Annotated in this window: 19 protein-coding genes; 9 read left to right on the forward strand and 10 right to left on the reverse strand. The window is 54.2% G+C overall.

Features of this window, described 5'->3' with window-relative positions; translation table 11 throughout:
* Position 1 precedes the first annotated feature (1 nt).
* The 3 genes from rlmF to ABNT34_RS09410 form a co-directional block, all read right to left on the reverse strand.
* Positions 2–943 carry a 23S rRNA (adenine(1618)-N(6))-methyltransferase RlmF gene (gene rlmF / locus ABNT34_RS09400; protein WP_348730953.1) on the reverse strand — a complete coding sequence of 314 codons (942 nt, stop codon included), beginning with the start codon at positions 941–943 and terminating at the stop codon, positions 2–4.
* A complete protein-coding gene (locus ABNT34_RS09405) occupies positions 940–1,986 on the reverse strand; it encodes a LacI family DNA-binding transcriptional regulator (protein ID WP_348730955.1) in 1,047 nt (348 codons plus the stop codon). Before ABNT34_RS09405 ends, rlmF begins: the two co-directional genes overlap by 4 nt.
* A 164-nt stretch (positions 1,987–2,150) precedes the next feature.
* A complete protein-coding gene (locus ABNT34_RS09410; RefSeq protein WP_348730957.1) occupies positions 2,151–2,357 on the reverse strand; it encodes a hypothetical protein in 207 nt (68 codons plus the stop codon).
* Positions 2,358–2,517: 160 nt separating this feature from the next.
* On the opposite strand from ABNT34_RS09410, the gene ABNT34_RS09415 reads away from it, so the two are divergent.
* From ABNT34_RS09415 to ABNT34_RS09430, 4 genes are read left to right on the forward strand one after another with little or no spacing between them, the layout of a single operon-like run.
* On the forward strand, positions 2,518–3,405 hold the full coding sequence (locus tag ABNT34_RS09415; protein WP_348730959.1) for a MipA/OmpV family protein: 888 nt from the start codon (positions 2,518–2,520) through the stop codon (positions 3,403–3,405).
* Positions 3,405–3,791 (forward strand): DUF3019 domain-containing protein, encoded by a 387-nt coding sequence (locus ABNT34_RS09420; protein ID WP_348730961.1) that lies wholly within the window; start codon positions 3,405–3,407, stop codon positions 3,789–3,791. The genes ABNT34_RS09415 and ABNT34_RS09420 overlap by 1 nt, the downstream gene beginning before the upstream one ends.
* Positions 3,791–4,483 (forward strand): response regulator transcription factor, encoded by a 693-nt coding sequence (locus ABNT34_RS09425; protein ID WP_348730963.1) that lies wholly within the window; start codon positions 3,791–3,793, stop codon positions 4,481–4,483. Before ABNT34_RS09420 ends, ABNT34_RS09425 begins: the two co-directional genes overlap by 1 nt.
* Before the next feature lie 2 nt (positions 4,484–4,485).
* A complete protein-coding gene (locus tag ABNT34_RS09430; RefSeq protein ID WP_348730965.1) occupies positions 4,486–5,742 on the forward strand; it encodes an ATP-binding protein in 1,257 nt (418 codons plus the stop codon).
* A 44-nt stretch (positions 5,743–5,786) separates the two neighbouring features.
* On the opposite strand, the gene ABNT34_RS09435 is transcribed toward ABNT34_RS09430, so the two are convergent.
* Positions 5,787–6,464, reverse strand: a complete 678-nt coding sequence (locus ABNT34_RS09435) for a DUF3334 family protein (protein WP_348730967.1) — start codon at positions 6,462–6,464, stop codon at positions 5,787–5,789.
* Between the two features lie 235 nt (positions 6,465–6,699).
* Between ABNT34_RS09435 and ABNT34_RS09440 the strand changes: the two genes are divergently transcribed.
* From ABNT34_RS09440 to ABNT34_RS09450, 3 genes are all read left to right on the forward strand, one after another.
* Positions 6,700–8,181, forward strand: coding sequence for a hypothetical protein (locus ABNT34_RS09440; protein WP_348730969.1), 1,482 nt, complete (start codon positions 6,700–6,702; stop codon positions 8,179–8,181).
* A gap of 16 nt (positions 8,182–8,197) precedes the next feature.
* A complete protein-coding gene (locus tag ABNT34_RS09445; protein WP_348730971.1) occupies positions 8,198–8,755 on the forward strand; it encodes a sugar O-acetyltransferase in 558 nt (185 codons plus the stop codon).
* A gap of 185 nt (positions 8,756–8,940) precedes the next feature.
* Positions 8,941–10,116 (forward strand): multidrug effflux MFS transporter, encoded by a 1,176-nt coding sequence (locus tag ABNT34_RS09450; protein WP_348730973.1) that lies wholly within the window; start codon positions 8,941–8,943, stop codon positions 10,114–10,116.
* A 5-nt stretch (positions 10,117–10,121) separates the two neighbouring features.
* Here ABNT34_RS09450 and dusC read toward each other — a convergent pair whose 3' ends face one another.
* Positions 10,122–11,063: a tRNA dihydrouridine(16) synthase DusC gene (gene dusC, locus ABNT34_RS09455; protein WP_348730975.1), complete on the reverse strand. Its 942-nt coding sequence runs from the start codon at positions 11,061–11,063 to the stop codon at positions 10,122–10,124.
* Positions 11,064–11,315: 252 nt separating this feature from the next.
* On the opposite strand from dusC, the gene ABNT34_RS09460 reads away from it, so the two are divergent.
* Complete coding sequence (locus ABNT34_RS09460) at positions 11,316–12,065, forward strand: transporter substrate-binding domain-containing protein (protein WP_348730977.1); 750 nt, start codon at positions 11,316–11,318, stop codon at positions 12,063–12,065.
* 36 nt (positions 12,066–12,101) lie between these two features.
* On the forward strand, positions 12,102–12,266 hold the full coding sequence (locus tag ABNT34_RS09465) for a hypothetical protein (protein ID WP_348730979.1): 165 nt from the start codon (positions 12,102–12,104) through the stop codon (positions 12,264–12,266).
* On the opposite strand, the gene ABNT34_RS09470 is transcribed toward ABNT34_RS09465, so the two are convergent.
* The 5 genes from ABNT34_RS09470 to ABNT34_RS09490 all read right to left on the reverse strand — a co-directional run bounded on the left by ABNT34_RS09470 (position 12,253) and on the right by ABNT34_RS09490 (position 20,644).
* On the reverse strand, positions 12,253–13,182 hold the full coding sequence (locus ABNT34_RS09470) for an endonuclease/exonuclease/phosphatase family protein (RefSeq protein WP_348730981.1): 930 nt from the start codon (positions 13,180–13,182) through the stop codon (positions 12,253–12,255). The genes ABNT34_RS09465 and ABNT34_RS09470 overlap by 14 nt on opposite strands.
* Before the next feature lie 56 nt (positions 13,183–13,238).
* The gene (locus ABNT34_RS09475) at positions 13,239–13,463 is read right to left on the reverse strand and encodes a hypothetical protein (RefSeq protein WP_348730983.1); all 225 of its coding nucleotides are present in this window, start codon (positions 13,461–13,463) and stop codon (positions 13,239–13,241) included.
* 85 nt (positions 13,464–13,548) lie between these two features.
* On the reverse strand, positions 13,549–16,158 hold the full coding sequence (locus ABNT34_RS09480; protein ID WP_348730985.1) for an alpha-amylase family glycosyl hydrolase: 2,610 nt from the start codon (positions 16,156–16,158) through the stop codon (positions 13,549–13,551).
* 7 nt (positions 16,159–16,165) lie between these two features.
* Positions 16,166–17,665: a tryptophan halogenase family protein gene (locus ABNT34_RS09485; RefSeq protein WP_348730987.1), complete on the reverse strand. Its 1,500-nt coding sequence runs from the start codon at positions 17,663–17,665 to the stop codon at positions 16,166–16,168.
* 165 nt (positions 17,666–17,830) lie between these two features.
* Positions 17,831–20,644 (reverse strand): TonB-dependent receptor, encoded by a 2,814-nt coding sequence (locus ABNT34_RS09490; RefSeq protein ID WP_348730989.1) that lies wholly within the window; start codon positions 20,642–20,644, stop codon positions 17,831–17,833.
* Positions 20,645–20,904 lie beyond the last annotated feature (260 nt).

The raw sequence follows: 20,904 nt of genomic DNA on the forward strand, positions 1-20,904 counted from the left end.
ATTAACGCCGCCGCCAGCGGTGTTGCTGCCATAACGCCGCAAGCTCAGGTGTCAGAAAACTCCAGGCCAAAATCCGGCTTTGTTTGTTGCCCTGCGCCATCGCAATCACCTGCACTTGCGTCGCGCCTAACTGCTGTAATTGCTGCTGCAGTTTTGGCAGGTGCTGCTGTTTCGACACCAGCGTGCTGAACCAGTACACCTGATGGGCAAAATCTTTGCTCTCCGCCAGCATACGGCGTAAAAAATCTGGTTCACCACCTTCACACCAGAGCTCATTGGCCTGACCGGCAAAATTCAGCGGCGCCGAACTCTCCAGCCCTAAATTGCGTTGTTTACGGGCACTGCCGGCCGCAGCTGCGTCCGGACTGTCATGAAACGGCGGATTACATAAGGTCAGGTCCAGATAATCACCAGGCTGAATCACGCCATGGAAAATTGCCTGCGGATTAGCTTGCTGACGCAGCGACAACTGGCGTTGCAGCCCATTTTGTTCGATAAGCGACGCCGCATTTTGCAAAGCTCTGGTATCGATATCGCTGCCAATGGCCTGCCAGCGCAGCGCTTTGGCCGCCAATAATGCATAAATCAGGTTGGCGCCACAGCCGATGTCCAGCAACTGAACTGCAGCCGCCGGCACCTTTTTACCCTGAAAACTGGTGGTTAATAAATCCTGTAAATACAGCAGGTAATCCAGCCGTCCCGGCACGGCCGGGCACAAATAACCAGACGGAATTTGGTAGTGCGCCAGGCCAAATTGCCATTGCAATAACGCGGTATTGAGTAAAGTGACAGCTTCCGGCTCGGCAAAATTCAGCGTTTGCCGGCCATCTGGAGTCGTTTTTAAATACGCCGCCAATACCGGCTGTAGCTTGACCAGCTCTGTGAGCGGATAAGGCGCGGCAAAAGGGTTCTGCGGATGCAGACTGGTTTTATTGGCCGTCATTTGCCGATGAGTGCAGTTTGAGGGCTACCGCAAGAGCGGCGCACAATCATTTTCGGTTCAATGTCCGTCTGACTGATACTTTCCTGTGCAATCAGCTTCAACAGATTCACCACCAGCATCTCGCCGGCTAAAGTGGTGTTCTGCTGAATAGTGGTCAAAGGTGGCGTACAGAAACTGGCCATCGGAATGTCATCAAACCCCACCACTGCAACATCTTCCGGCACGCGTAAACCTGCGGCTTGCACCGCCCGGATCACGCCTATGGCAATGAGATCGCTGGCAGTGAAGATAGCGCGGGGTCTGTGGCCTGCGGCAAACAACTGCTGGGTCGCACTGTAGCCGGCCTGTTCGGTTGAAATCGCATCAAACTGCGGCACTTGTTCTGGCGGTATACCATGTTCAGCCAGCACTTCAAGATAACCCTGAAACCGCTGAAAAAACTCTGGCGCATGGTCGGATGCAATACCGATAAAAGCAAAACTGCGATAGCCCAGACTTAACAGATGAGCAGCCGCCTGGCGGCCACCTTCGCGGTTATTGCTGCGAATAGTAAATTCCGGATGACCTTCAACCTGCGCGCCCCAACAGACAAAATGAGTTTGTTGCGCCAGCAGTTGCTGTAACTTTTCTTCATAGTCGATGTAATCGCCGTAACCGAGCAGGATAATACCATCGGCTTTTTTGCTGTCTTCGTAGTCGGCATGCCAGTCGTTACTGAGCTGCTGGAATGAGATCAATAAATCATGACCGCGTTTGGTGCAGGCGCGGGTAATACTGCCGAGCATCGACAGAAAAAACGGATTAATTTGCGAATCATCAACTGTGGGGTCTTCAAATAACAACAAAGCCAAAGTTCCGCTGCGCTGTTTCCGCAGGTTGCTGGCATTTTTGTCGACTTTATAATTGAGTTGTTTGGCGATCGCGAAGATCTTGTCTTTGGTTTCCTGGTTCACCGCCGGACTGTCACGTAAGGCACGGGATACCGTTGATTGCGACACTCCAGCCAGGTAGGCAATATCAAACGAAGTGGCTTTTCCTTTCATACTGCAAAATTCCCCATCGGCCTGCAACGCCTGCTAGTGTTTTGCTCCGCCATACGGCCAAGGGCTGTTGACGAGCGGGCAGACTTTTTATCAGGCGGATAAGGTGCCACAACAGGCTGCTGTGGGCAAGCAAACCAACGGGGGATATCTGGAATTCGCGGTGTTTACCGCTGCACAGGCGCGACTGTCGCCGTTTTAGTGACCGGCTGCGCGGCTGTTTGCTGGTCTGGTTGAGTGGCGCTGACCGCCTGCGCTGGTGTATGGACAGGCGGTACATGGACGCAGGAGCCTAACAAATTCAGCACCAGAAAAGCCAGAATTTGCAGCCGGCAAAAACGGCCCGGGGCTGGTGCATTAAAATCATTTTGCACAATAAGTCTCCATCCACAAAATGTAGGCTTAGTCTAAAGAGCGGCTCACGACGCTTCTGTGACAATTCCCCGGCCAATTTGTGAAACAATGTTATTTTTGCTGCCTGCCTTGGGCCACGATGCTAAAGTGCCGACATTTACAGCAGCACAGGCTCAGATCATGATGTTACGGGCATTGTACTTCATTCTTGTTGTTATCGGTGTCGCCACACCGGTACACGCCGACTGCACGGACAGCAACACGCAGGCTCCCTGCGTTGCCACAGAACAATGGCAAATCAATCTGGCCATAGGCGCCGGATTTCGTTCCAATCCACTCTACGGCGGTCACAATTTTCCGCTCTGGCTGATGCCAGACATCAGCTATTACGGCGAACACTGGTTTTTCGACAATGCGACCTTAGGTTATAGCTGGCAACTGCACGATGACATCCAGTTCAGCCTGGTCAGTCGTCTGAACGAAGAACAAGGGTATTTCCGCAGACGGTCTGCCGTCAACCTGTTTGAAACACAATTTATCTCTGGCACCGGTGTAGCAGGCCCCGTACAAAAAGTTGCGATGAAACAAGAACTTTCTATTGCCGAGGCAGACAAAAGGCCATTGGCGCTGGATGGTGGTTTACAACTGGACTGGTTTTTACCCGGATTACAGCTGAAACTGAACTGGTGGCATGATATCAGCCAACAATATGACGGGCAGCATCTGCGTCTGGCGGCGAGCTCCGGCTGGCAAAGCCGGATTGGACACTGGCAACTCGGTGTAGCGCTGGCATGGAAGGATCAGCATTTAATGAATACCTATTATGGTCTGAACGCCAGTGAAGGCGAAGGCTTGGAATATCGTGCGCTGGCCAGCTGGCAGCCAGAAATCAGTCTGCAATGGCAGTATCCGCTGACCGAGCGCTGGCAACTGCTGAGTTTGTGGCGACATCGCTGGCTCAACACTGACGTCGCAGTGCCGGCGGCAGGTGGCAAGGTACAAAGCCCGTTGCTGCAGGAGTCCACTGCGCATAGCTGGTTTATCGGCTTCAGTTACCGGTTTCTCTGATGCGGTCTGTGCTGTGGCTGATTTTGCTGGTTCATACCGCTGCGCAGGCCGCAGCGGCGGATAGGCAATGTGACCAGACCTTGTGCTGGCAAATTGCCCCTGTTGTCTGTGTCGCCGACCAGAAATCAGATCGTTGCCAGCTGGATTTCCGTCTGTCGTGGCAACACCCCAAACCGATCTCGCTGTGTGCCGAGCTTGAAGGGCTGTCGTTACATTGCTGGCAGCAACAAACCTCTGGCGAGCTGAGTTATCAGGCCCAGCTCGAAGGCTCGGCGCTGTTGCTGTTACGTGCTGAGGGACAACCACGTTTGTCCCGTCAATTATCCGTGTTAAGTCGCCAGCCTGCACGCAAACGCCGGCTGGTCGCACCCTGGAGTGTGTTCTGATGAGTAAAATTCTGTTGGTTGAAGACGATCAACGACTGGCGAGCCTGGTGCAGAGTTTTTTGCAACAACACGGCTTTACAGTCCAGGTTTGTGACAATGGTCTGCAGGCAGAACAGCAATGCAAAGAGTTTGGCCCTGAACTGGTCGTGCTGGATCTGATGCTGCCGGGACTCGACGGTTTTGCCGTTTGTCGCGCGCTGCGCGCCTGGTACAAACAGCCGGTGCTAATGCTGACCGCCAAACAAAGCGACATCGACCAAGTGCTTGGCCTTGAACTGGGTGCCGACGATTATGTGATTAAACCGGTCGAGCCGCGTGTCCTGCTGGCCCGTATTCACGCTTTGCTGCGCCGTACTCAAGGCGGCAGTGCCGCAGATCAGCAGCGACTGGAGTTTGGCAAACTTAAGCTCAATCAGTCCGCTCGCGAAGCCTATTATGATAATCAGTTGGTCGAACTGACCAGTTACGAGTTTGATTTGTTGTGGATGCTGGCCAAACATGCCGGCCAGACGGTACGCCGCGAAGCTATCCACAAACAAATCATCGGCCGCGAGTATGACGGGCTGGACCGCACTGTCGATGTGCGGGTCTCACATTTGCGCCGCAAACTGGGCGATAACGCCGAAACTCCATTTCGCATTAAAACGGTCTGGGGCAAAGGTTATTTATTCGTTGCGGACGCCTGGAACTGACCATGCGCCGTTTGTTCCTGCGCTTTTACCTGTTTATTCTGCTGGTGTTATTGGCGGTCGGCTGGTCAGTCGAGCGTTTGTGGGAACAGAGTCAAAGCCCGGAATTGCCTGGCTGGGTGGAGCTGTTAGGTCAAAGCCTGGCCTACCAGCTGGCCGCACCGGAACAAAGTGCCGAACAAGTAGCCGCACAACTGAATCTGGGGCTGCAACCCCTGCCACCACAAAGCATCGCCTGGTCCGACGCTGAATATCAAGCGCTGGAACGCGGTCAGTTAGTCCCGCTATTCAGCGACAATCAGGTGTATTTCTACCAGATGCTGCAGGATCAGCTGCTGCAATTTGGTCCTGTGCAGGTCGAAGTTCCGGCACATAACACTTATCTGTTTACCCTGTTATTTTTCCTGCTGCTGGGCATAGCGCTGGCCGGTTTTTTATGGCCGGTCGCCCGTGATATCGAAACACTGCAGCGCCAGCTGCGCCAGTTTGGTCAGGGCATGCAGTTGCCTGATCAGCCGTTACCGGAACGCTCGTTGCTCGCCCCCATCGCTGGTAGCGTGCAACAAATGGCCCGGCAAATTCTGCGGCTGATGTCGCTGCAACGCGAAATGACCCACGCCGTATCCCATGAACTGCGCACCCCGCTGGCCCGGCTGAAGTTTGCACTGGAACTGCAAGCGCTGCCGGACAGCGAAAAACGCGCGATGCAGCAGGATTTAGCCGAACTTGATCAACTGGTTGATGAAATGCTCGATTATGCCCGGCTGGAAGCGCAAACGGTGCGGTTAAGCTTTGAGGACGTCAATCTGGTGGAGCTGCTGGAAAACCTGCTGGAAAAACTGGCACCGCTGCCGGGTGCACCGATCCTGCTGCAAAGGCCGGCACGGCTGCACTGGACCTGCGATGGCCATTATCTGGAACGGGCGCTGCAAAACCTGCTGCTGAATGCCAAACGCTATGCCCGCAGTCAGGTGTTGCTGTCGGTGCAACAACAAGGCAGCTGGCTGAGTTTTGTCGTCGAAGATGATGGCCCCGGCATTCCTGCCGAGCAAAGAGACGCTATCCTGCAGCCTTTTGTCCGGGTTGACCAAAGCCGCAGCCGCGACAAAGGTGGTTTTGGGCTGGGCCTCGCTATCGTCAGCCGCATAGTCGGCTGGCATCAGGGGCGTCTGCGGATTGACGATTCGCTGCTCGGCGGCGCGCGCTTTAGTCTGGAATTACCGCTACTGCAGACCGGAGCTAAAAACAATAACGCGGCCTGAAGGGCCGCGTTATTGGGTAAAGAGCAACCACTCAAGCTCTGTGGTCAAAGCCCCAGATTGGCCAGGAAGTCGTCATCCACATCCTGCGCTGCAGAGCTATCCGCGGCGGCTGTCGACTGATTGTTTGCATTGGCCAGAATGTCATCAACATTTTCTTCTTCGGCAGTTTCAAACTCATGGAGCTGAATAAACTCGGTTTTATCCATCGCCAGTTCCAGATAGAAAATATTGTGCAGCGGCGTGTTAAAAGTCACCCGCCGGGCTTGTGGCTGGTCCAGCTGGGTATTAATCAGGATCTGCACTTGTTTATTAATCGCCATCATCTTCGGCTGGCTTTGGTTAATCGAGGTCTGTAATTCCTGACGCACCCGGTTGGTGAAGTCACCGACAATCTGGTTCATCAACTCGCCCATCACGTTGCCGACTTCGTCTGACGTGTGGAACTGCGCCAGTTCTGTTTCCGGCATTCCCATACTCATCATGTACTTGCGGTAAATTTCCATCGCCGCTTCTGCGGTGAAATTGATCACCACCAGGCCGGAAAAACCGCCATCAAATAACACAAAACAGCCCAGATCCGGCCGTAAACAGGTTTTATGGATCTTCTGCACCATCGGCGAATAAGCAATTTGCGCGTTGCCGGCAGCGGCGAAGACCTGAGTCACGGCGGTACAGAGCGTCAGTAAGACGTCATCGGTATTAATAATTTTATTTTTTCTCATGAAGGCTCCTGGTTGGGCCGGATTGCAACTGCATGATGTTCAAACCAAAGCATCACACCGCAAAAGGACATGTCTTCGAATATTAAGCTGAATGTTAAGCTGAATACTATGCCAGCCAGCCACGCCGCGCAACTTTGTTCCAAATATGGTCCGGTCACCGCAGCTGGCTTCACGCCGGCGCCAACTTCAGCTATCGTGTAGTTTTGCGCACGCCTCACAACAGGGAACAGCGTGGATGGCCACCGACCCGAATACATCGGTTGAAAACAGTTACAGCAAAAATCTGGCAAAACTGATTGGCGGCTTATTAAGTGGCTCGCGTTTTCAGTTGTCGGTTTACGGCAGCGCAGCACGTTTTTTCAGTCGGGACGCACAGGATACCGCCGACATCGCTCAGCTGCACGAAGCCTGGGAGCTAAGTCAGGCCCGGCTGGCGCAGGCGAACCGCAAAACCGAAGCCAGCCTCATTGCCGATGTGCAGCAAAAACGCCAGCAGCTGTTTGATGCCGAGCACCGCTACGAACAGTTGCAACAACAACGCTACAGCCAGTTGTATCTGATTTGCCAGCAGTTGCTGGAGCTGACCGACGGCCAAAACCGGCCGGAAACCATCCTGCGTTCATCCCGTTTGCTTGGCACACTGCAATTACTGGCACCGAGCGAAGGCGACTCGATGGCGGCAATGCAGCAGAAATATAAACCGTTTTACAAAGCCGTTTTGAGCCTGCGCTTACTGGACCATCTGCTGGAACAGAACCTCATCACCAACAGTTATATCCTGAAAAGAGCCCAACAACGCGCAGAAATGCTGCATTTACCCGGGCCACAGCCTTATTGTCCATTTCGCGACGATGTGCAAATCCCGCTGCTGATGGCGGTGTTATTGCAGGACGTCGGCCACTATCATCCGGATGCGCTGCGTGTGTTGCGGGCTGACGGCAGCCAGCCGAATTATCGCCTGCAATTCAGTGCCGCCGAGCGCCAGGAGTTTCTCGACGTCAGTCTGCAGGCCAGTTTGCGGTTTTTACTCAAAGGCATCGGCATGCCACTGTATCGTGGTAATTCCAAAAGTGAACGCGCCGAATTTCAGCAAAATGAACAGGAAAAAATCGCTTTTGCCGCAACAGTGTTGCGTACCGCTGCGGCACCCGGCAGCGGCGTTGGCAATTTGCTGCGTATCCCGCAAGTTTACGCGTCAGCCGTGTTACCGGGGCGGGCCCGTTTTATCTATGAATCGTTACCGAAAGTCGCACTGATCCTGAAAAATGGCGCCCGTACCGGTCAATATGATGAACGTATGGTCGACCAGTTGCTGATGATCACCGGCATTTTTCCGCAAGGTTACGGCATCGTGTACCTGCCGAAGGAGAAATCTGCGGCTGCGCCGGAACGTTATGAATTTGCCATTGTGAATTCGTTATATCCACCAAGCCCGGAAACGCCGCTCTGTCGTGGTGTGACCCGCAACCTGCGGTTTAAAACCTCAGGCCAGAATCTGGCCGTCAGCGTCGACCACAATCTGTATTTTAAACCGGCGCGGCAGAAGCTCGCAGTGATCCCGGAAGCGCGGTTACAAGAGATCCTGAGTAAACTGTCGTCGAACTTTGAGCCGGCACAGCTGCGGCATTTTTTGCCGCGCTGCTGGCATCCGGATGAATTTTTTGCGCCGGCAAAGCATCAGAATTTATGGAACCGCACTGAGCTGCAACAAAATTAACCAGCAGTAGAAATTTATGACATCTGAACGTGAAAAAATGGCGACGCAACAATGGTTTAGCCCAGCAGACCGCGAACTGGCCGAACAGCGCCGCCGCGCCAAACAGCTGTGCCGCCAGCTGAACCAACAAGGCCCGGAACCCTTTAAAGCCCACCAGCAACTGGCCCGCCAATTATTCGGCCGTGTCGGCAGCTGTTATATCGAACCAGACTTCTGGTGCGATTATGGTATCAATATCCTGCTCGGCCAGCGCTTTTACGCCAACCATCATTGTGTGATGCTCGACGCTGCCACTATCACCATTGGCGATGACGTGATGCTCGGGCCCGCGGTACAGATTTATACTGTCAGCCACCCGATGGCTGCCAGCGAGCGGGTCACAGGTATTGAGCAGGCGCATCCGATCTTTATCGGCAACCGGGTTTGGATCGGCGGCGGCGCTATTATTCTGCCAGGCGTCAACATTGGCGAAGGTGCGGTGATTGCGGCAGGTGCTGTAGTGAATCGTGACGTGGAACCATACAGCCTGGTGGCAGGCCAGCCGGCAAAGCTGATTAAAACATTACCGCGCTGAGCGTTATTTTGTTGCGGGCTCTGAGGGAACCTGCCTCAGCAGCGCCGCGGGTGACTTTGCCCACAATTTGCCCGCGGCGACAATTCACAATTCTGCATTCAGAGGTTCGCTTCCTTTCAGCTTTTACGATCATTTAAATGCCTTCGATGCGGTAAAATATCGTTTTTTCCGAACTGATAAAAGTTATGGCCCATCGCCCTTCGCTCGCGTTAATCGCACTTTTTGCTTCTGTCGTGGCCATTACGCCGCTGGCCATCGATATGTATCTGCCGGCGATGCCGCTGTTAAGTCAGGCGCTGGCGACAGACCCCGGCGCTGTACAGCAATCGCTGAGTATCTTTTTAGCTTTTTATGCGCTCGGCATGTTGTTGTTTGGGCCACTGGCCGATGCCGTCGGGCGCCGGCCGCTGGCGCTATTGGGCCTCGCTGGTTTTGTGCTCAGCAGCATCTGGCTGAGCCGCAGCACCGACATTAACAGTTTTCTGGCAGGCCGTGCCCTGCAGGCATTTTTTGGCGCCGCGGCGACTGTGGTGGTGCCAGGCCTGATTCGACAGCTCTATCAGGAGCATACCGCCAAGGGCATGTCCTATGTGTCGATGATGATGATGTTGGCACCGCTGCTGGCACCGGCCATTGGTAGCGCTGTACTGGCGATCAGTGACTGGCGCTGGATTTTTCTGACTTTGGCTGGTTACGGGTTGTTGATTTTGTTGTGCAGCGCAAAGTTTTTTCCGGCGACCCATCCTGACAACAAACGCAAACCGGAGTTTTTCAGCGCCTACCGGACTGTATTAAGCCGCAAACTGGCACAGCCGCTGATTGCCGTGTCGATGTTTGCATCCTTTAGTTTCTTCTGTTTTTTGACCGCAGTGCCTTTTATCTACATTGGTCATTTCCATGTCGACACCAGCACTTTCAGTATTCTGTTTGGCTGTAACGTGCTGGCGCTGATCGGTGCAAATTTTGCCAATGCCCGGCTCGTGGTGCATCTTGGCAGCGCGAAGTTATTAAAGGTGGCTTTTGGCAGCGCTGCGCTCTGGGCTTTGCTGCTGACGGCCGTTGGCGTGCTGGACGCGCCGTTGTGGGCGGTAGTCGCCGCGATCATTCCGTTGATGGCCAGTCTCGGCATTTGTGCCACCAACGCCGACGCGTTGATTCTGATGGAATTTCCAGAGCATTCCGGCACTGCGACCGCAGTGATTGGCACTTTACGTTTTGGTGCCGGCGCCGCCGCCGGGCCATTACTGGCACTCGGCGGTCAGACGTCGGTGCTGCCGTTTGCGCTGCTGATGCTGAGCGGTGTTGGCGGTATGGGGCTGGCGCTGTGGTTCAGGCACAGCCGCCTCGCGCACGCCCAATAATGGTTTCAGTGGCGCTGTAGCTGCTGTTGCAACAGCGCGACGATGTCGGCGCTTTTGCGCAGCAGCCGCAGTTGCTGGAACAATACCTCAGCTTCCGGATATTGCAGACGCAGATAACTGAACCATTGTTTGATGCGGTTGCTGTAATACAAGCCTTTGTCGCCGGCGATTTCGTATTCGGAGTAGCGCATCAGCATCGCCAACACGTCAGGCCACGGCAGCAACGGCACGCCGTCGCGAATGCGCAGTGCCAGATTCGGCTGCGCCAGCGCGCCACGCCCGAGCATAATATCGCTGGAACCACTTTGCTCGCGGCAGAGCGCCGCATCGGCCGGCTGCCAAATCTCGCCATTGGCGATCACCGGAATGCTGATGACTTTGCGGATCTCAGCAATCCAGGGCCAATAGGCCGGCGGGCGATAACCATCGGCTTTGGTGCGGGCATGCACCGTCAGCTCCGACGCGCCGGCTTCGGCCAGCGCCCGGGCGTTGTCGAGCGCCAGACTGGTGTCATCAAAACCGAGCCGCATTTTCGCCGTGACCGGAAACTCGGCCGGTACTGCACTGCGGACCGCCTGCATGATGCGGTACAGCGTTTCGGTTTCTTTCAGCAGCACTGCGCCGCCTTTGCTTTTGTTGACCGTTTTGGCCGGACAGCCAAAGTTTAAATCCACGCCCGGCGAGCCGAGCGCCACAGCGCGGGCAGCATTTTCCGCCAGCCATTGTGGTTCCTGCCCCAGCAGCTGCACCCGCACCGGCGTGCCTGCCGGCGTTTTGCCGCCATTGAGCAGTTCAGGGCACAAGCGGGTAAAAACCCGGCGCGGCAACAACTGGTCCACGACCCGGACAAATTCGGTGATACATAAATCAAAACCACCAATGCGCGTCAGCATGTCCCGCATTAAATGGTCGACCACCCCTTCCATCGGAGCCAGAATAATCCGCATATTTGCGCCAATTGTCAGAAAAAGGCCGACATTTTAGCCAGAAGCGGCGACAATTACCAAATCTGCAGATAAGACCAGACACAGGCCCCGGATCCGCGATAATGGCGCCGATACGGCCCGTTGAAGTGGTCAGGCCGAGCTGATAGGTATTGTGTGTTTAAAGCGCTGATTTTTACTCTCTCTGTGCTGCTGTATGCAGCCCAAGCCATAGCTGCAACTGCAGCGAATGCTGTGTGTCCGAAGCCCTTGCGGGTGCACCTCGATCTGCATGCACCATCGGCTTATCACGATGCCAGCGGCCAGCTGCGTGGCATGGACGTCGAGCTGGTCAGCGCTATTATGCAGGCGGCCGGCTGTCAGATCCGCTGGCATGTGACGCCGATGACCGGCGCCCGTATTGTCAAAAGCCTGCAGGATGGCGAGATTGATTTGATGATCCGCGCCTCAAAAAACCCGGACCGCGAACGTTTTGCCTGCTTCAGCCAGCCGTACCGGCAGGAAGTGGTTGGCCTGTTCGCCCGCACGCGCAGCGACCTGCCGGACGAGCTGGGCCTCGCCGATGCGCTACGGCTTGGTTTGCGGATGATAGGCCCCGCCAGCGGCTGGTATGGCATTGAGTTTGAGCAGTACCGTAACAGATTTAAACAGCAAAAACGTTACACGGCTTATCCGGACGCGCAGGTTGGCACTGAACTGTTATTCGCCACACCCAGTCGCGGTGATTTGGTGCTGATCGACGCCGACCTGTTTTATCATTTTGTCGGACCGGACCGGATCATGGATATCCGACTGGCCAGCCCTCAATTACATGTGACACCGGCCCACCTGATGGCCAGTCAGCAAACGGTGAATCTGGCGACGATGGCGGCGCTGAATAAAGCCATCCGGCGCCTGCAGCAAAGCGGCGAATTGCAGCGGCTGGAGCAAAGTTACCGGCCCAAAGTATTAAGCGAACAGCTGGCAAAGCAAGCAAAGCTGGGCGCGACGCCGACGATCCGCTAGAATAGGGCTTTTGATGACTAGTACCGGAACCCTGCCATGAGCTCAGCCAAAGCCCTGAAAAAGAAAATCGCCAAACGCGCCAAACAGAAAAAAAATATTCAGGTGAAAAATTCGATCCGGCTGAAACAAAAAGCAGACACTGAAACCAGTCCGGCCACAGAAGCCCCGGCCACCACAGAACCAGCTACTAGCGGCATTTAAGCGGATTCAGACAAATTTCCACATACGCGTGGTCGCTGCTGTAGCCATCACGCGCAAATACCGGACTCACCAGATGCCGGTCCACCACCCGATAGTTGCTAACCTCGCCACAAGCATGATGGTGGCGTGGATCAAAAGCAGCAGACACTAATACATAATCCAGTACCTGGCCGCCAGCACCATAATAATGTGTCGGCGCGCGGTAAGCTTCAGCCGCCAGCTCTGCTGCATCCTGCAACAGGAATAATGGCTGTTGGCTGCGATCTGTCGCCAGCAGCGGCTGTAACAACGCCGAACTCAGCACATCATTAAAATCACCGGCCACAATCAGCGGTTCAGCCTGGCCTTTTTCAGACCGACAATGCAAAGCCAACGCCTGACGTAGTAACGCCGCTTCGTAACCACGCTGCAGCTCAGACGCCCATAGTGCCAGCGCAGCATCCGGCAATTCTGCCGGCCGGCGTGATTTCAGATGCACAGCCGCCACCCGGACCTTGCCGAACTGTGGCGTTTCCAGTTGCACCAGCACAGGTTTGCGGCTGAATTGGAAGTTATTCAGCCCAAGCTGCGCCAGTCCAGCCACATCGGCAGTGATTTCTGCAACCTCAAGCATGGGGTAACGGCTGGCGATGGCGACCACCGGGCGGGTAAACACGTGCTGGTCGAGTAATTCCGGCTGCTCGACCACGGCAAACCAGGCATAACCCAAGGTCGCCAGCAGCTCACGCAATTCAGTGACGGAAAACACTTCCTGCAGCGCCAGAATATCCGGCTGCTGCTGTTGCAGCAGAGTTTTCAGCCAGTTGGTTTTTTGCAGCCACTGCGCCTGATTATAAATATTGTCCCATTCATAACAAGCCAGCGGCGGCGCGGCAAAATTCAGCAGATTTAAAGTGGCGACACGCAGTTCAGCCAAGCCCGGACTCCTTGACGCGGACAACTACCCCCAACTTTTCAGCTGGAACACAGCGGTTAGTGCACTGTGATGGCAGGATTAATCAAAAACAATAAACGGTCGAGATTGAGTTTTTCATACGGCATCAGCCGGCTGGGTTTGCCGGGACGTTCAATAAGCAACGCCTGCTGCTGAAAAGTCAGGCAGGCGTTGCAGGTATGAATTTTCTGACCGTCGATATCAAAACGACATTGGCTGAGCTGCAAAAACCGGATGATCCGGCTGCGGATTGTTGACAACATCCTCTTCTCCTCGCATCACTGTCAGGCCCGAAATAAACACGGGCCTTGATGTGACTGAGAGAAGCACGGCAGGTTCCCGAGCTTGTCAGTGGTCAGAGCTGTTGACCGTTTTCAGTTCCAGCCAGAGGTCATCCATCACTTTCGGTGCATCTGTGGTCTTCGCACTAAAATTCCATGGCGACGGTGTTAATTCGATACTGCGCAGCACGCCCTCACCGGTTTTATCCCAGGTCGACAGGTAAATTTTCGCGCCATCCCAACCCGGCAAACCCAGTGCTGCGGCGTTATAACGGATACGGATCAGACCTTTGGCCGCATCCACAGTCACTTCGGGCGCTGCACCAAGTTTTTGCCCGGTCGACGTGGCGTTGGCTCCTGCGGCATTAAACACCGAATTGCCCCAGCCAAACAGGAAATGCCCCAGTTGCCAGGAAAGCTGATGCGGCATGCTGCGGTTCAGCCCTGGCAACACAGTGGCACCGGGCAGTTGTGTCGCCTGCGGCAGATGGAAAAACAGCGCCAGATGCACATTGTCAAAGCCGTTGGCCGGCGCCCAGAACTGACTGATTTGCTGCATCTGCAGTTCCAGTTCCAGTATATTGCCGCCAGCACGGGCACTCAGCCCGCGGATATCGCGCTGCTGCTGCGCGTGCGGCTGGGTAGGGCCTGTGTAATTGCCGTCAAAACCTTTGTCATCGTCTGGCGGGTCCTCTGCAGTAGCAGTCCAGCTGGCAGCTTTGACGTCGGTCTGATATTGCCAGACCGGGCTCAGCACGCCGGTTTCGGCCTGATACAGCTGTAAACGATGCTGCTGCAGGCCCAAGTCCCGCACTGGTAGCAATAAGCGGAAACTGCCATCCGCCGCAGCGTGCACTGGCGGCAGTTGATGTAACTGGCCATCAAGCACCGGCCAGATTGGCAGATCCGGTCTGTCTGTGCTGCCTTGCAGCCAGACGTCCTGCTGTAACGGGCTGCTTGTTAACGAGCTTGGCGGTAACTCGCTGAACGTTAACTTGCCACCGGCAACAGCCTGACTGGCAGCCTCGCCCGCCGGTTGCAACACCAACACGGCACGCCCCGGCAATTCCAGCGTCAACTCGCCAGCGGGATTAACCGGTAACGGGCCGGATCCCGCACCTGGGCTTTGCCATAACACGCGGGCCTGACTGGCACCGAGTTTTAGTCCGGCCAATAAACGCGGGCTGTCGGCAGTATTCATTACCACCACAGCCTTTTGCCCCTGATGCTGCATCTGATAAGCCAGAATGCCGGCACCGGCAGTTTCAGCCTGCAGCAGGCTAAACTCGCCGCGGCTGAATAAGCGGTGTTGCTTGCGTAAATCGGCCAGCTGACGAATATGCTTATACATGCTGTGCTCTGGCCGGAAAGCATCCTGCGTAGCGCCCCAACCGCCTTTAAACATGGCCTGACGGGTTTCCGGCAACAGCTGTTCATCACCCTGATAAATCACCGGGATGCCAGGAATAGTAAACAGCAGCGCATAAGCCTGTAAAAATGCCGCCGGGCTGCCAGCGGCCAAAAAGCGTTTGGTATCGTGATTATTTAAAAAAGTCGGCAACAAATGCGGCTGCGGGAATTGGCTGACGTGCTGTTGCAGCCGGTAACCGAGTTGCGCCGCAGGCTGGCCTTCTGCCAACACCCGGTTCAGCTCAAAATACAGCGGAAAGGCGATGACAGAATTGAGTTCTGGTTTTTCTTCGCTGCCCAGAAAACGCCGTAGTTTGGCTTCGCCATCGGCCTCAAACGGCCTGGAGGCTTCGAACACTTCACCAAAGGCGAGGAAATTCTGTTTGCCGAGCTCCCGCGCTTTGGCGAGCACCCCATCGGGTGCATGCAAAAAATCCTGCCAGAATTCGTGCTCCACATATTTAGCGGTATCAATGCGATAGGCATCTACCCCGGCTTGTTCCAGCCAATAGCGGTAACTGTGCTTGAGCGCCTGCCGCACGCGCGGATTGGCGGTGTTGATGTCGGCCAGCGTCGCCAGCTGATAACTAAATTCCTGGCCTGGCAGGGTTGGATCACTGATCGGTGGCGTCCAGTGATAAATGCCGGCAGCAGCGTGCGCCGGATTTAACCGGTTAATCTGATCAAAAGGCGGCTGCACCGGCGCGCGCTGAGCGCTGCTGTCGCCCTCATACAACACGAAGTTTTTCGCCGTATCGGCCGCATCATATGGGCCGTCGTAGCCAAAAAAATTGCCGGTATGATTGACCACAATATCCTGCACTAGATACATGCCACGACCATGCAAATCACGCGACAGCGCCTGATAATCCGTCAGCATGCCATAGTGCGCGTCGATATTGGCAAAGTCGGTGGCCCAATAACCGTGGTACCCGGCATACTGCGCTTTGTCACTCCACCACTGATTCGCCACCGGCGGTGTCAACCAGACGGCAGTTGCGCCAAGCCCCTGAATATAATCCAGCTTTTGCTGAATACCTTGAAGGTCGCCCCCGCTGTAGTGGCTTGATTTGACCGGGTTATATTCGCCGGCGCCCTGGTTGTTATTGGCCGGGTCACCATCGGCAAAACGGTCGGTCAGCACAAAATAAATCACCTGGTCGCGCCAGTCCGGTGACGGCACCTGTAAAGGTCCGGGCTGAGCAGTTGCTGCGGTGCTCATCGCCAGCATCGTCAGCCAGATGAATCCTTTGTTCGTTTTATACATCCGTCCCTCAGCGTACACAGAAATCAATAAAGTCCTGATGCGCAGGCAAGCGGTTGACCGTGACCTGCATCACCGCTTTGAGGTTATCCAGCAGCTCTTTCAGCGCGGTTTCATCAATGGCATTGGCCATACTGTGATAATCCGCCGGGATCACGCCCTGACCTATCATCACCTGCTGCCAGGCGATCTCAGAGAACAGCTCATCCTGTTCACGCTGCACCATGCCGGTTTCGCGGAACATCGCCATTTTACGGCGCAGGGTTTCTGGTACGTCCATTCGTGCGCAGTCCAGCCAATACTGGCTGTCGGTGCGTTCGTTTTGCTTGTAGTGCAGGATAATAAAATCGCGGATTTGCTCGAATTCAATCTGCGACAAACGGTTAAATTCGTCGCGCATCGCCGGCGAAATGCCGTTATTGGGGAAAAACTTCAGTAAACGCAGCACACCAGATTGAATGAGGTGGATACTGGTCGACTCCAGCGGTTCGAGGAAACCACTGGATAAACCGATGCTGACCACGTTATGGCTCCATTGTTTGCGGCGCCGGCCGGTTTTAAAGCTGATTTTGCGCGGCTCGGCCAAAGGTTCGCCATCGAGGTTGGCCAACAAAGTCGCTTTGGCTTCTTCGTCGCTGCAATATTTTGACGAATAGACAAAGCCATTGCCGATGCGGTGTTGCAGCGGAATGCGCCATTGCCAGCCTTTGGCGTGAGCGATGGATTTGGTGTACGGCGTGATAGGGTCCACCGAGGCACAAGGCACCGCCAGCGCGCTGTCGGCCGGCAACCAGTGGCTCCAGTCTTCATAACCGGTGTTTAAAGTTTTTTCGATAAGTAGCGCATGTAAGCCACTGCAATCTATAAATAAATCGCCGTGCACCTGCTCACCGTTTTGCAGCACCAGTGTGGCCACATCGCCGTTGTCGGCATGGCGCAGCACCTGACTGACTTTGCCTTCAATGCGCCGCACCCCGAGGTTTTCGCTGAACTGACGCAAAAACTGCGCATACAAACCGGCGTCAAAATGATAGGCGTAAGAAAGACCCGGCAGATTCACGCCGTCGATTTTCGCCAGATGACCAAATTTATGCTGCACTGCCGCCTGATAGGCCAGCGAAAAATCCCAGAAGTCATAAGGCATGCCGAGTTTTTGGCTGCGCACCCAAAAATGATGGAAGTTACAGCTGGGGAATTCTTTACCAATGCTGCCAAACGCATGCATGTAGCGGTCGCCAATCTGGCGCCAGTTTTCAAACTCAATACCGAGTTTAATTGTGCCTTTAGTGGCGCGGACAAAGGCTTTTTCATCAATACCGAGTGCCGCGTTAAAGGTCATGATCGGCGGAATAGTCGCTTCGCCGACGCCAACAATGCCAATCTCATCACTTTCCACCAAAGTGATGCGAATAGATTTACCCAGTAACTTCACGAGCAGCGACGCTGAAATCCAGCCGGCTGTGCCGCCGCCTAAAATCACTACCTCACGCACCGGTTTATTTGCTTGCATCACGACTCCGTTTTGTCACTTTACATCGCCACAAATTGCTCCATGCATTTGCGGCATACCGTACATCCTGTACATCGCCACAAATTGCTCCATGCATTTGCGGCATACCGTACATCCTGTACATAAAAAAGCCCCGGCGAACCAGGGCTTTGATTGTGGCAGAAATTACAGCTTGTAGCTGAAGCCTAACAGGTAGGTTTTGCCGTATTCCTGATAGTCACGGATCTTCAGCGCATCGCCTTGGGTTGACACAAATGGCTCGTCGGTTAAGTTCTGGCCTTGCAGGAAAATCGACAGACCTTCCAGACCTTTAAAGCCGGCTTCACCGAAGTCGTAACCAATTTGAGCATCAACAATTGTCTCGCCTTCGATATCCACTTGTTGCGTGTCGAAACCGATACCGTAGACGTCACCTTTAAAGTCGCCACGTTTACGCGCGCTGACGCGGGCCTGGAAGCCATTGCGCTCAAAGAACGCCGTCGCAGAAATGATTTCTTTTGACAGGCCTGGCAACTCGTAATCTTTACCCAGTGGGTCCTGAATATCCTGATCAACAATCGTGTAGCTCGCGATCAGACCAAAACCTTCCAGGATGTCGCTGACAGCACTCAGTGGTACTGTTGCAGAGAATTCAGTCCCTTGCAGCGTACCGCCGCCACCGTTGACTTTACCTGAACCGGTTGCACGTGAAGATGGAGGCACTTGGCCTGTGCTTGGATCTGCCACACCAGCTAAATCAACCTGGTACTTACCGTCGAAGATCCACTCGTTCAGGTCTTTCCAGAAGTAAGCCACAGAGAAATAACCTTCGTCAGAGAAGTAGTTCTCATAGGACAGGTCGATACCCAGCGCTTCTTTTGGCTCCAGCAGCGGGTTACCACCGTTGACGCTCCAATTGTTACCATTGCTGTCAACCTGCTGGCTGTAAGTCGCGCCAATAGAGGCGTTCATATCCCCCATCAGCGGACGAGACAGTGTTTTTGCAGCGCCAAAACGTACGGATTGGTTTTCTGCCACATCAAAAATCAGGTTCAGGCTTGGCAGCACATGGCTGTAGCTGTGGTCGATATCTGTTGGTGAAGCCACGATCAGGCCATTCACAGTACCAAAGGCTGTACCTTGTGAGTCCTGTTCAGTTTTGACATAACGCACACCAACACTACCGGTGACCGGAATTCCACCGACTTCAGCTTCTAAATCGGCCTGGGTATACAGCGCAGTGACATCTTCACCAACTGTCCAGGTTTTGAATGAGTGGCTTTGGTTGGTCAGGCTTTCAGCGGTCAGTACATAATAACCGTCGTTCAGCATAGCGCCGGAATCATAAGCAATCATGTTGCCCATGCCGATGAAATCCAGGTTCACAGTACCCATGCGGTACTGCTCAGGCACTGACACCATCGCCGGGAAATCTTTTAAAGTCATGAAGTAACCTTCAGACTTTTTGTCTTTTTCACGGGTTTTGTACGACACGCCATAGTGCATTTTGGTAAACATACCGGCGTCTTCCAGCATCTGGGTCGCAGCCAGCTTAAATGCATTCATTTCGTCATCAACGGTTGGCGCGTTGATAAAACCATCTTGTGCAGTGTTTTCGTACAGATCGTTACCGACTACACCGAATTTCTGGTTCAGTGCTGTACTCCAACCCCAGCTGCGTGGGCCACCCAGTTTAATCAGGTTGTAGTCGCCGTAGTTCAGGCTTGGCGTAAAGACGGCGCCTGAGTTGCCAGGTTTTAATTCATAGCTCAGGTTGTCACCGACACCCAGCTTGTCACCACGGCCAGTACCGGCGTAGCTTTCGAAAGACCAAATTTCACGCTCAACCGATGAGTGGCTGGCATCGAAGTTTAAAGTCCAGTCGTCATTCAGGTTGTAATCGGCGTTAAAACCAAAAGCGTTCATTTTGGCATCGCGGTTTTCCAGGTCGTTCCGTACCACCAGGTATTCATTGCTGACTTTACCTTTAGTAACGAAACCTGTGGCCGGGTCTACTTCAACTGCTGAAGTGCCACGGTTGTAACCCCAGGCGAATGGAATTTCGATACCGCGCAGGATTTTCTCGTCAGAGAAATCAACGTACAGCGCATCAAAAGTCATTTTCAGCTTGTCGTTTGGTGCAGCTTCAATCACTAACAAAGCGGAGTCACGGTCCAGTACCGATGAACGTACAAACGGCTTGGCACCACCAAGGATGGAATAGTTTTTACCAGCAACTGAAAACTCCGGGTAACCCCAGGCGTTCCAGCGTTTTTCCTGGTTTGGTGAGCTCATTTTTGAATAAGCAAAGGCTACACCGATAGTGTCATTGGCGAACTTGTCGATGTAAGAGAAAGTGCCACGGGCACCTGAGTCTTTACCGTCCGGGTTCAGTTTGTCCAGGCTGGTCATTTCATACTGGCCGTTGAACTGAATAGTGCGCTCGCGGCTTAATGGTTTGACCGTCTGCATGTCGATAACACCGGCGATGCCTTCGGCTTCCAGCGTGGCGTTTGGTGTTTTATACACGGTCACGCCGCTCATGATTTCAGACGGGTATAAATCGAATTCTACGCCGCGGTTGTCGCCGATAGAGACTTGCTCACGGCCGTTGAAGGTGGTGGCGCTTTCGTTTTCACCGAAACCACGGATACTGACTTTGCTGGCGCGGCCGTCCAAACGTTGTGATGCCAGGCCCGGCAGGCGCGAAATTGATTCGGCGATACTGGAATCCGGTAATTTACCGATGTCTTCCGCAGAGATAGATTCGACGACGTTGGTAGAGAAGCGTTTGGTGTTGATGGATTCAACAACAGAACGACGGAAACCTTTGATTTCGATAACTTCAACTGCAGCTTCGGCTTTTGCTTTAGCACGGGCTTCAGTAGGTGTGAGTTTTTTGCCGGCATCTGCAGCAGCTTCTTGTGCTGCAAAGCCTGAGGTGCTGAAACCGGCCGCGGCCAGTGCCAGCGTCAGTACGCTGAGTTTATAGTGTTTCATTGCCCTTCATCCCCGGTGTGGTGTTTCATAGTTATTTGGTTGTGTGCTCCATACCAAGGGGCATGAAGTATGACAACCATGCTATTTCTATGTGGAACCTCCCCCCGATACAACATGAATACGTATTCATAATCGCGCTTTTGCGCCGGGGCAGTGCAACTTTTCGAAACCTTGCACCAGCCACGTGCAATCAGCGCTTTTGTTGTTGGTTTTTCCGGCGGATCCGCACTGAAATGTCCCAACATCAAGGCCAGTCCCAT

Origin of the sequence: Rheinheimera texasensis (assembly GCF_964031785.1) — a bacterium.
GTDB lineage: Bacteria > Pseudomonadota > Gammaproteobacteria > Enterobacterales > Alteromonadaceae > Pararheinheimera > Pararheinheimera texasensis_A.

Coding starts and splice junctions, on each gene's coding strand:
- rlmF (WP_348730953.1), bottom strand. CDS start 943: ATGACGGCCAATAAAACCAGTCTGCATCCGCAGAACCCTTTTGCCGCG.
- ABNT34_RS09405 (WP_348730955.1), bottom strand. CDS start 1,986: ATGAAAGGAAAAGCCACTTCGTTTGATATTGCCTACCTGGCTGGAGTG.
- ABNT34_RS09415 (WP_348730959.1), top strand. CDS start 2,518: ATGATGTTACGGGCATTGTACTTCATTCTTGTTGTTATCGGTGTCGCC.
- ABNT34_RS09420 (WP_348730961.1), top strand. CDS start 3,405: ATGCGGTCTGTGCTGTGGCTGATTTTGCTGGTTCATACCGCTGCGCAG.
- ABNT34_RS09425 (WP_348730963.1), top strand. CDS start 3,791: ATGAGTAAAATTCTGTTGGTTGAAGACGATCAACGACTGGCGAGCCTG.
- ABNT34_RS09430 (WP_348730965.1), top strand. CDS start 4,486: ATGCGCCGTTTGTTCCTGCGCTTTTACCTGTTTATTCTGCTGGTGTTA.
- ABNT34_RS09435 (WP_348730967.1), bottom strand. CDS start 6,464: ATGAGAAAAAATAAAATTATTAATACCGATGACGTCTTACTGACGCTC.
- ABNT34_RS09440 (WP_348730969.1), top strand. CDS start 6,700: ATGGCCACCGACCCGAATACATCGGTTGAAAACAGTTACAGCAAAAAT.
- ABNT34_RS09445 (WP_348730971.1), top strand. CDS start 8,198: ATGACATCTGAACGTGAAAAAATGGCGACGCAACAATGGTTTAGCCCA.
- ABNT34_RS09450 (WP_348730973.1), top strand. CDS start 8,941: ATGGCCCATCGCCCTTCGCTCGCGTTAATCGCACTTTTTGCTTCTGTC.
- dusC (WP_348730975.1), bottom strand. CDS start 11,063: ATGCGGATTATTCTGGCTCCGATGGAAGGGGTGGTCGACCATTTAATG.
- ABNT34_RS09465 (WP_348730979.1), top strand. CDS start 12,102: ATGAGCTCAGCCAAAGCCCTGAAAAAGAAAATCGCCAAACGCGCCAAA.
- ABNT34_RS09475 (WP_348730983.1), bottom strand. CDS start 13,463: ATGTTGTCAACAATCCGCAGCCGGATCATCCGGTTTTTGCAGCTCAGC.
- ABNT34_RS09480 (WP_348730985.1), bottom strand. CDS start 16,158: ATGTATAAAACGAACAAAGGATTCATCTGGCTGACGATGCTGGCGATG.
- ABNT34_RS09485 (WP_348730987.1), bottom strand. CDS start 17,665: ATGCAAGCAAATAAACCGGTGCGTGAGGTAGTGATTTTAGGCGGCGGC.
- ABNT34_RS09490 (WP_348730989.1), bottom strand. CDS start 20,644: ATGAAACACTATAAACTCAGCGTACTGACGCTGGCACTGGCCGCGGCC.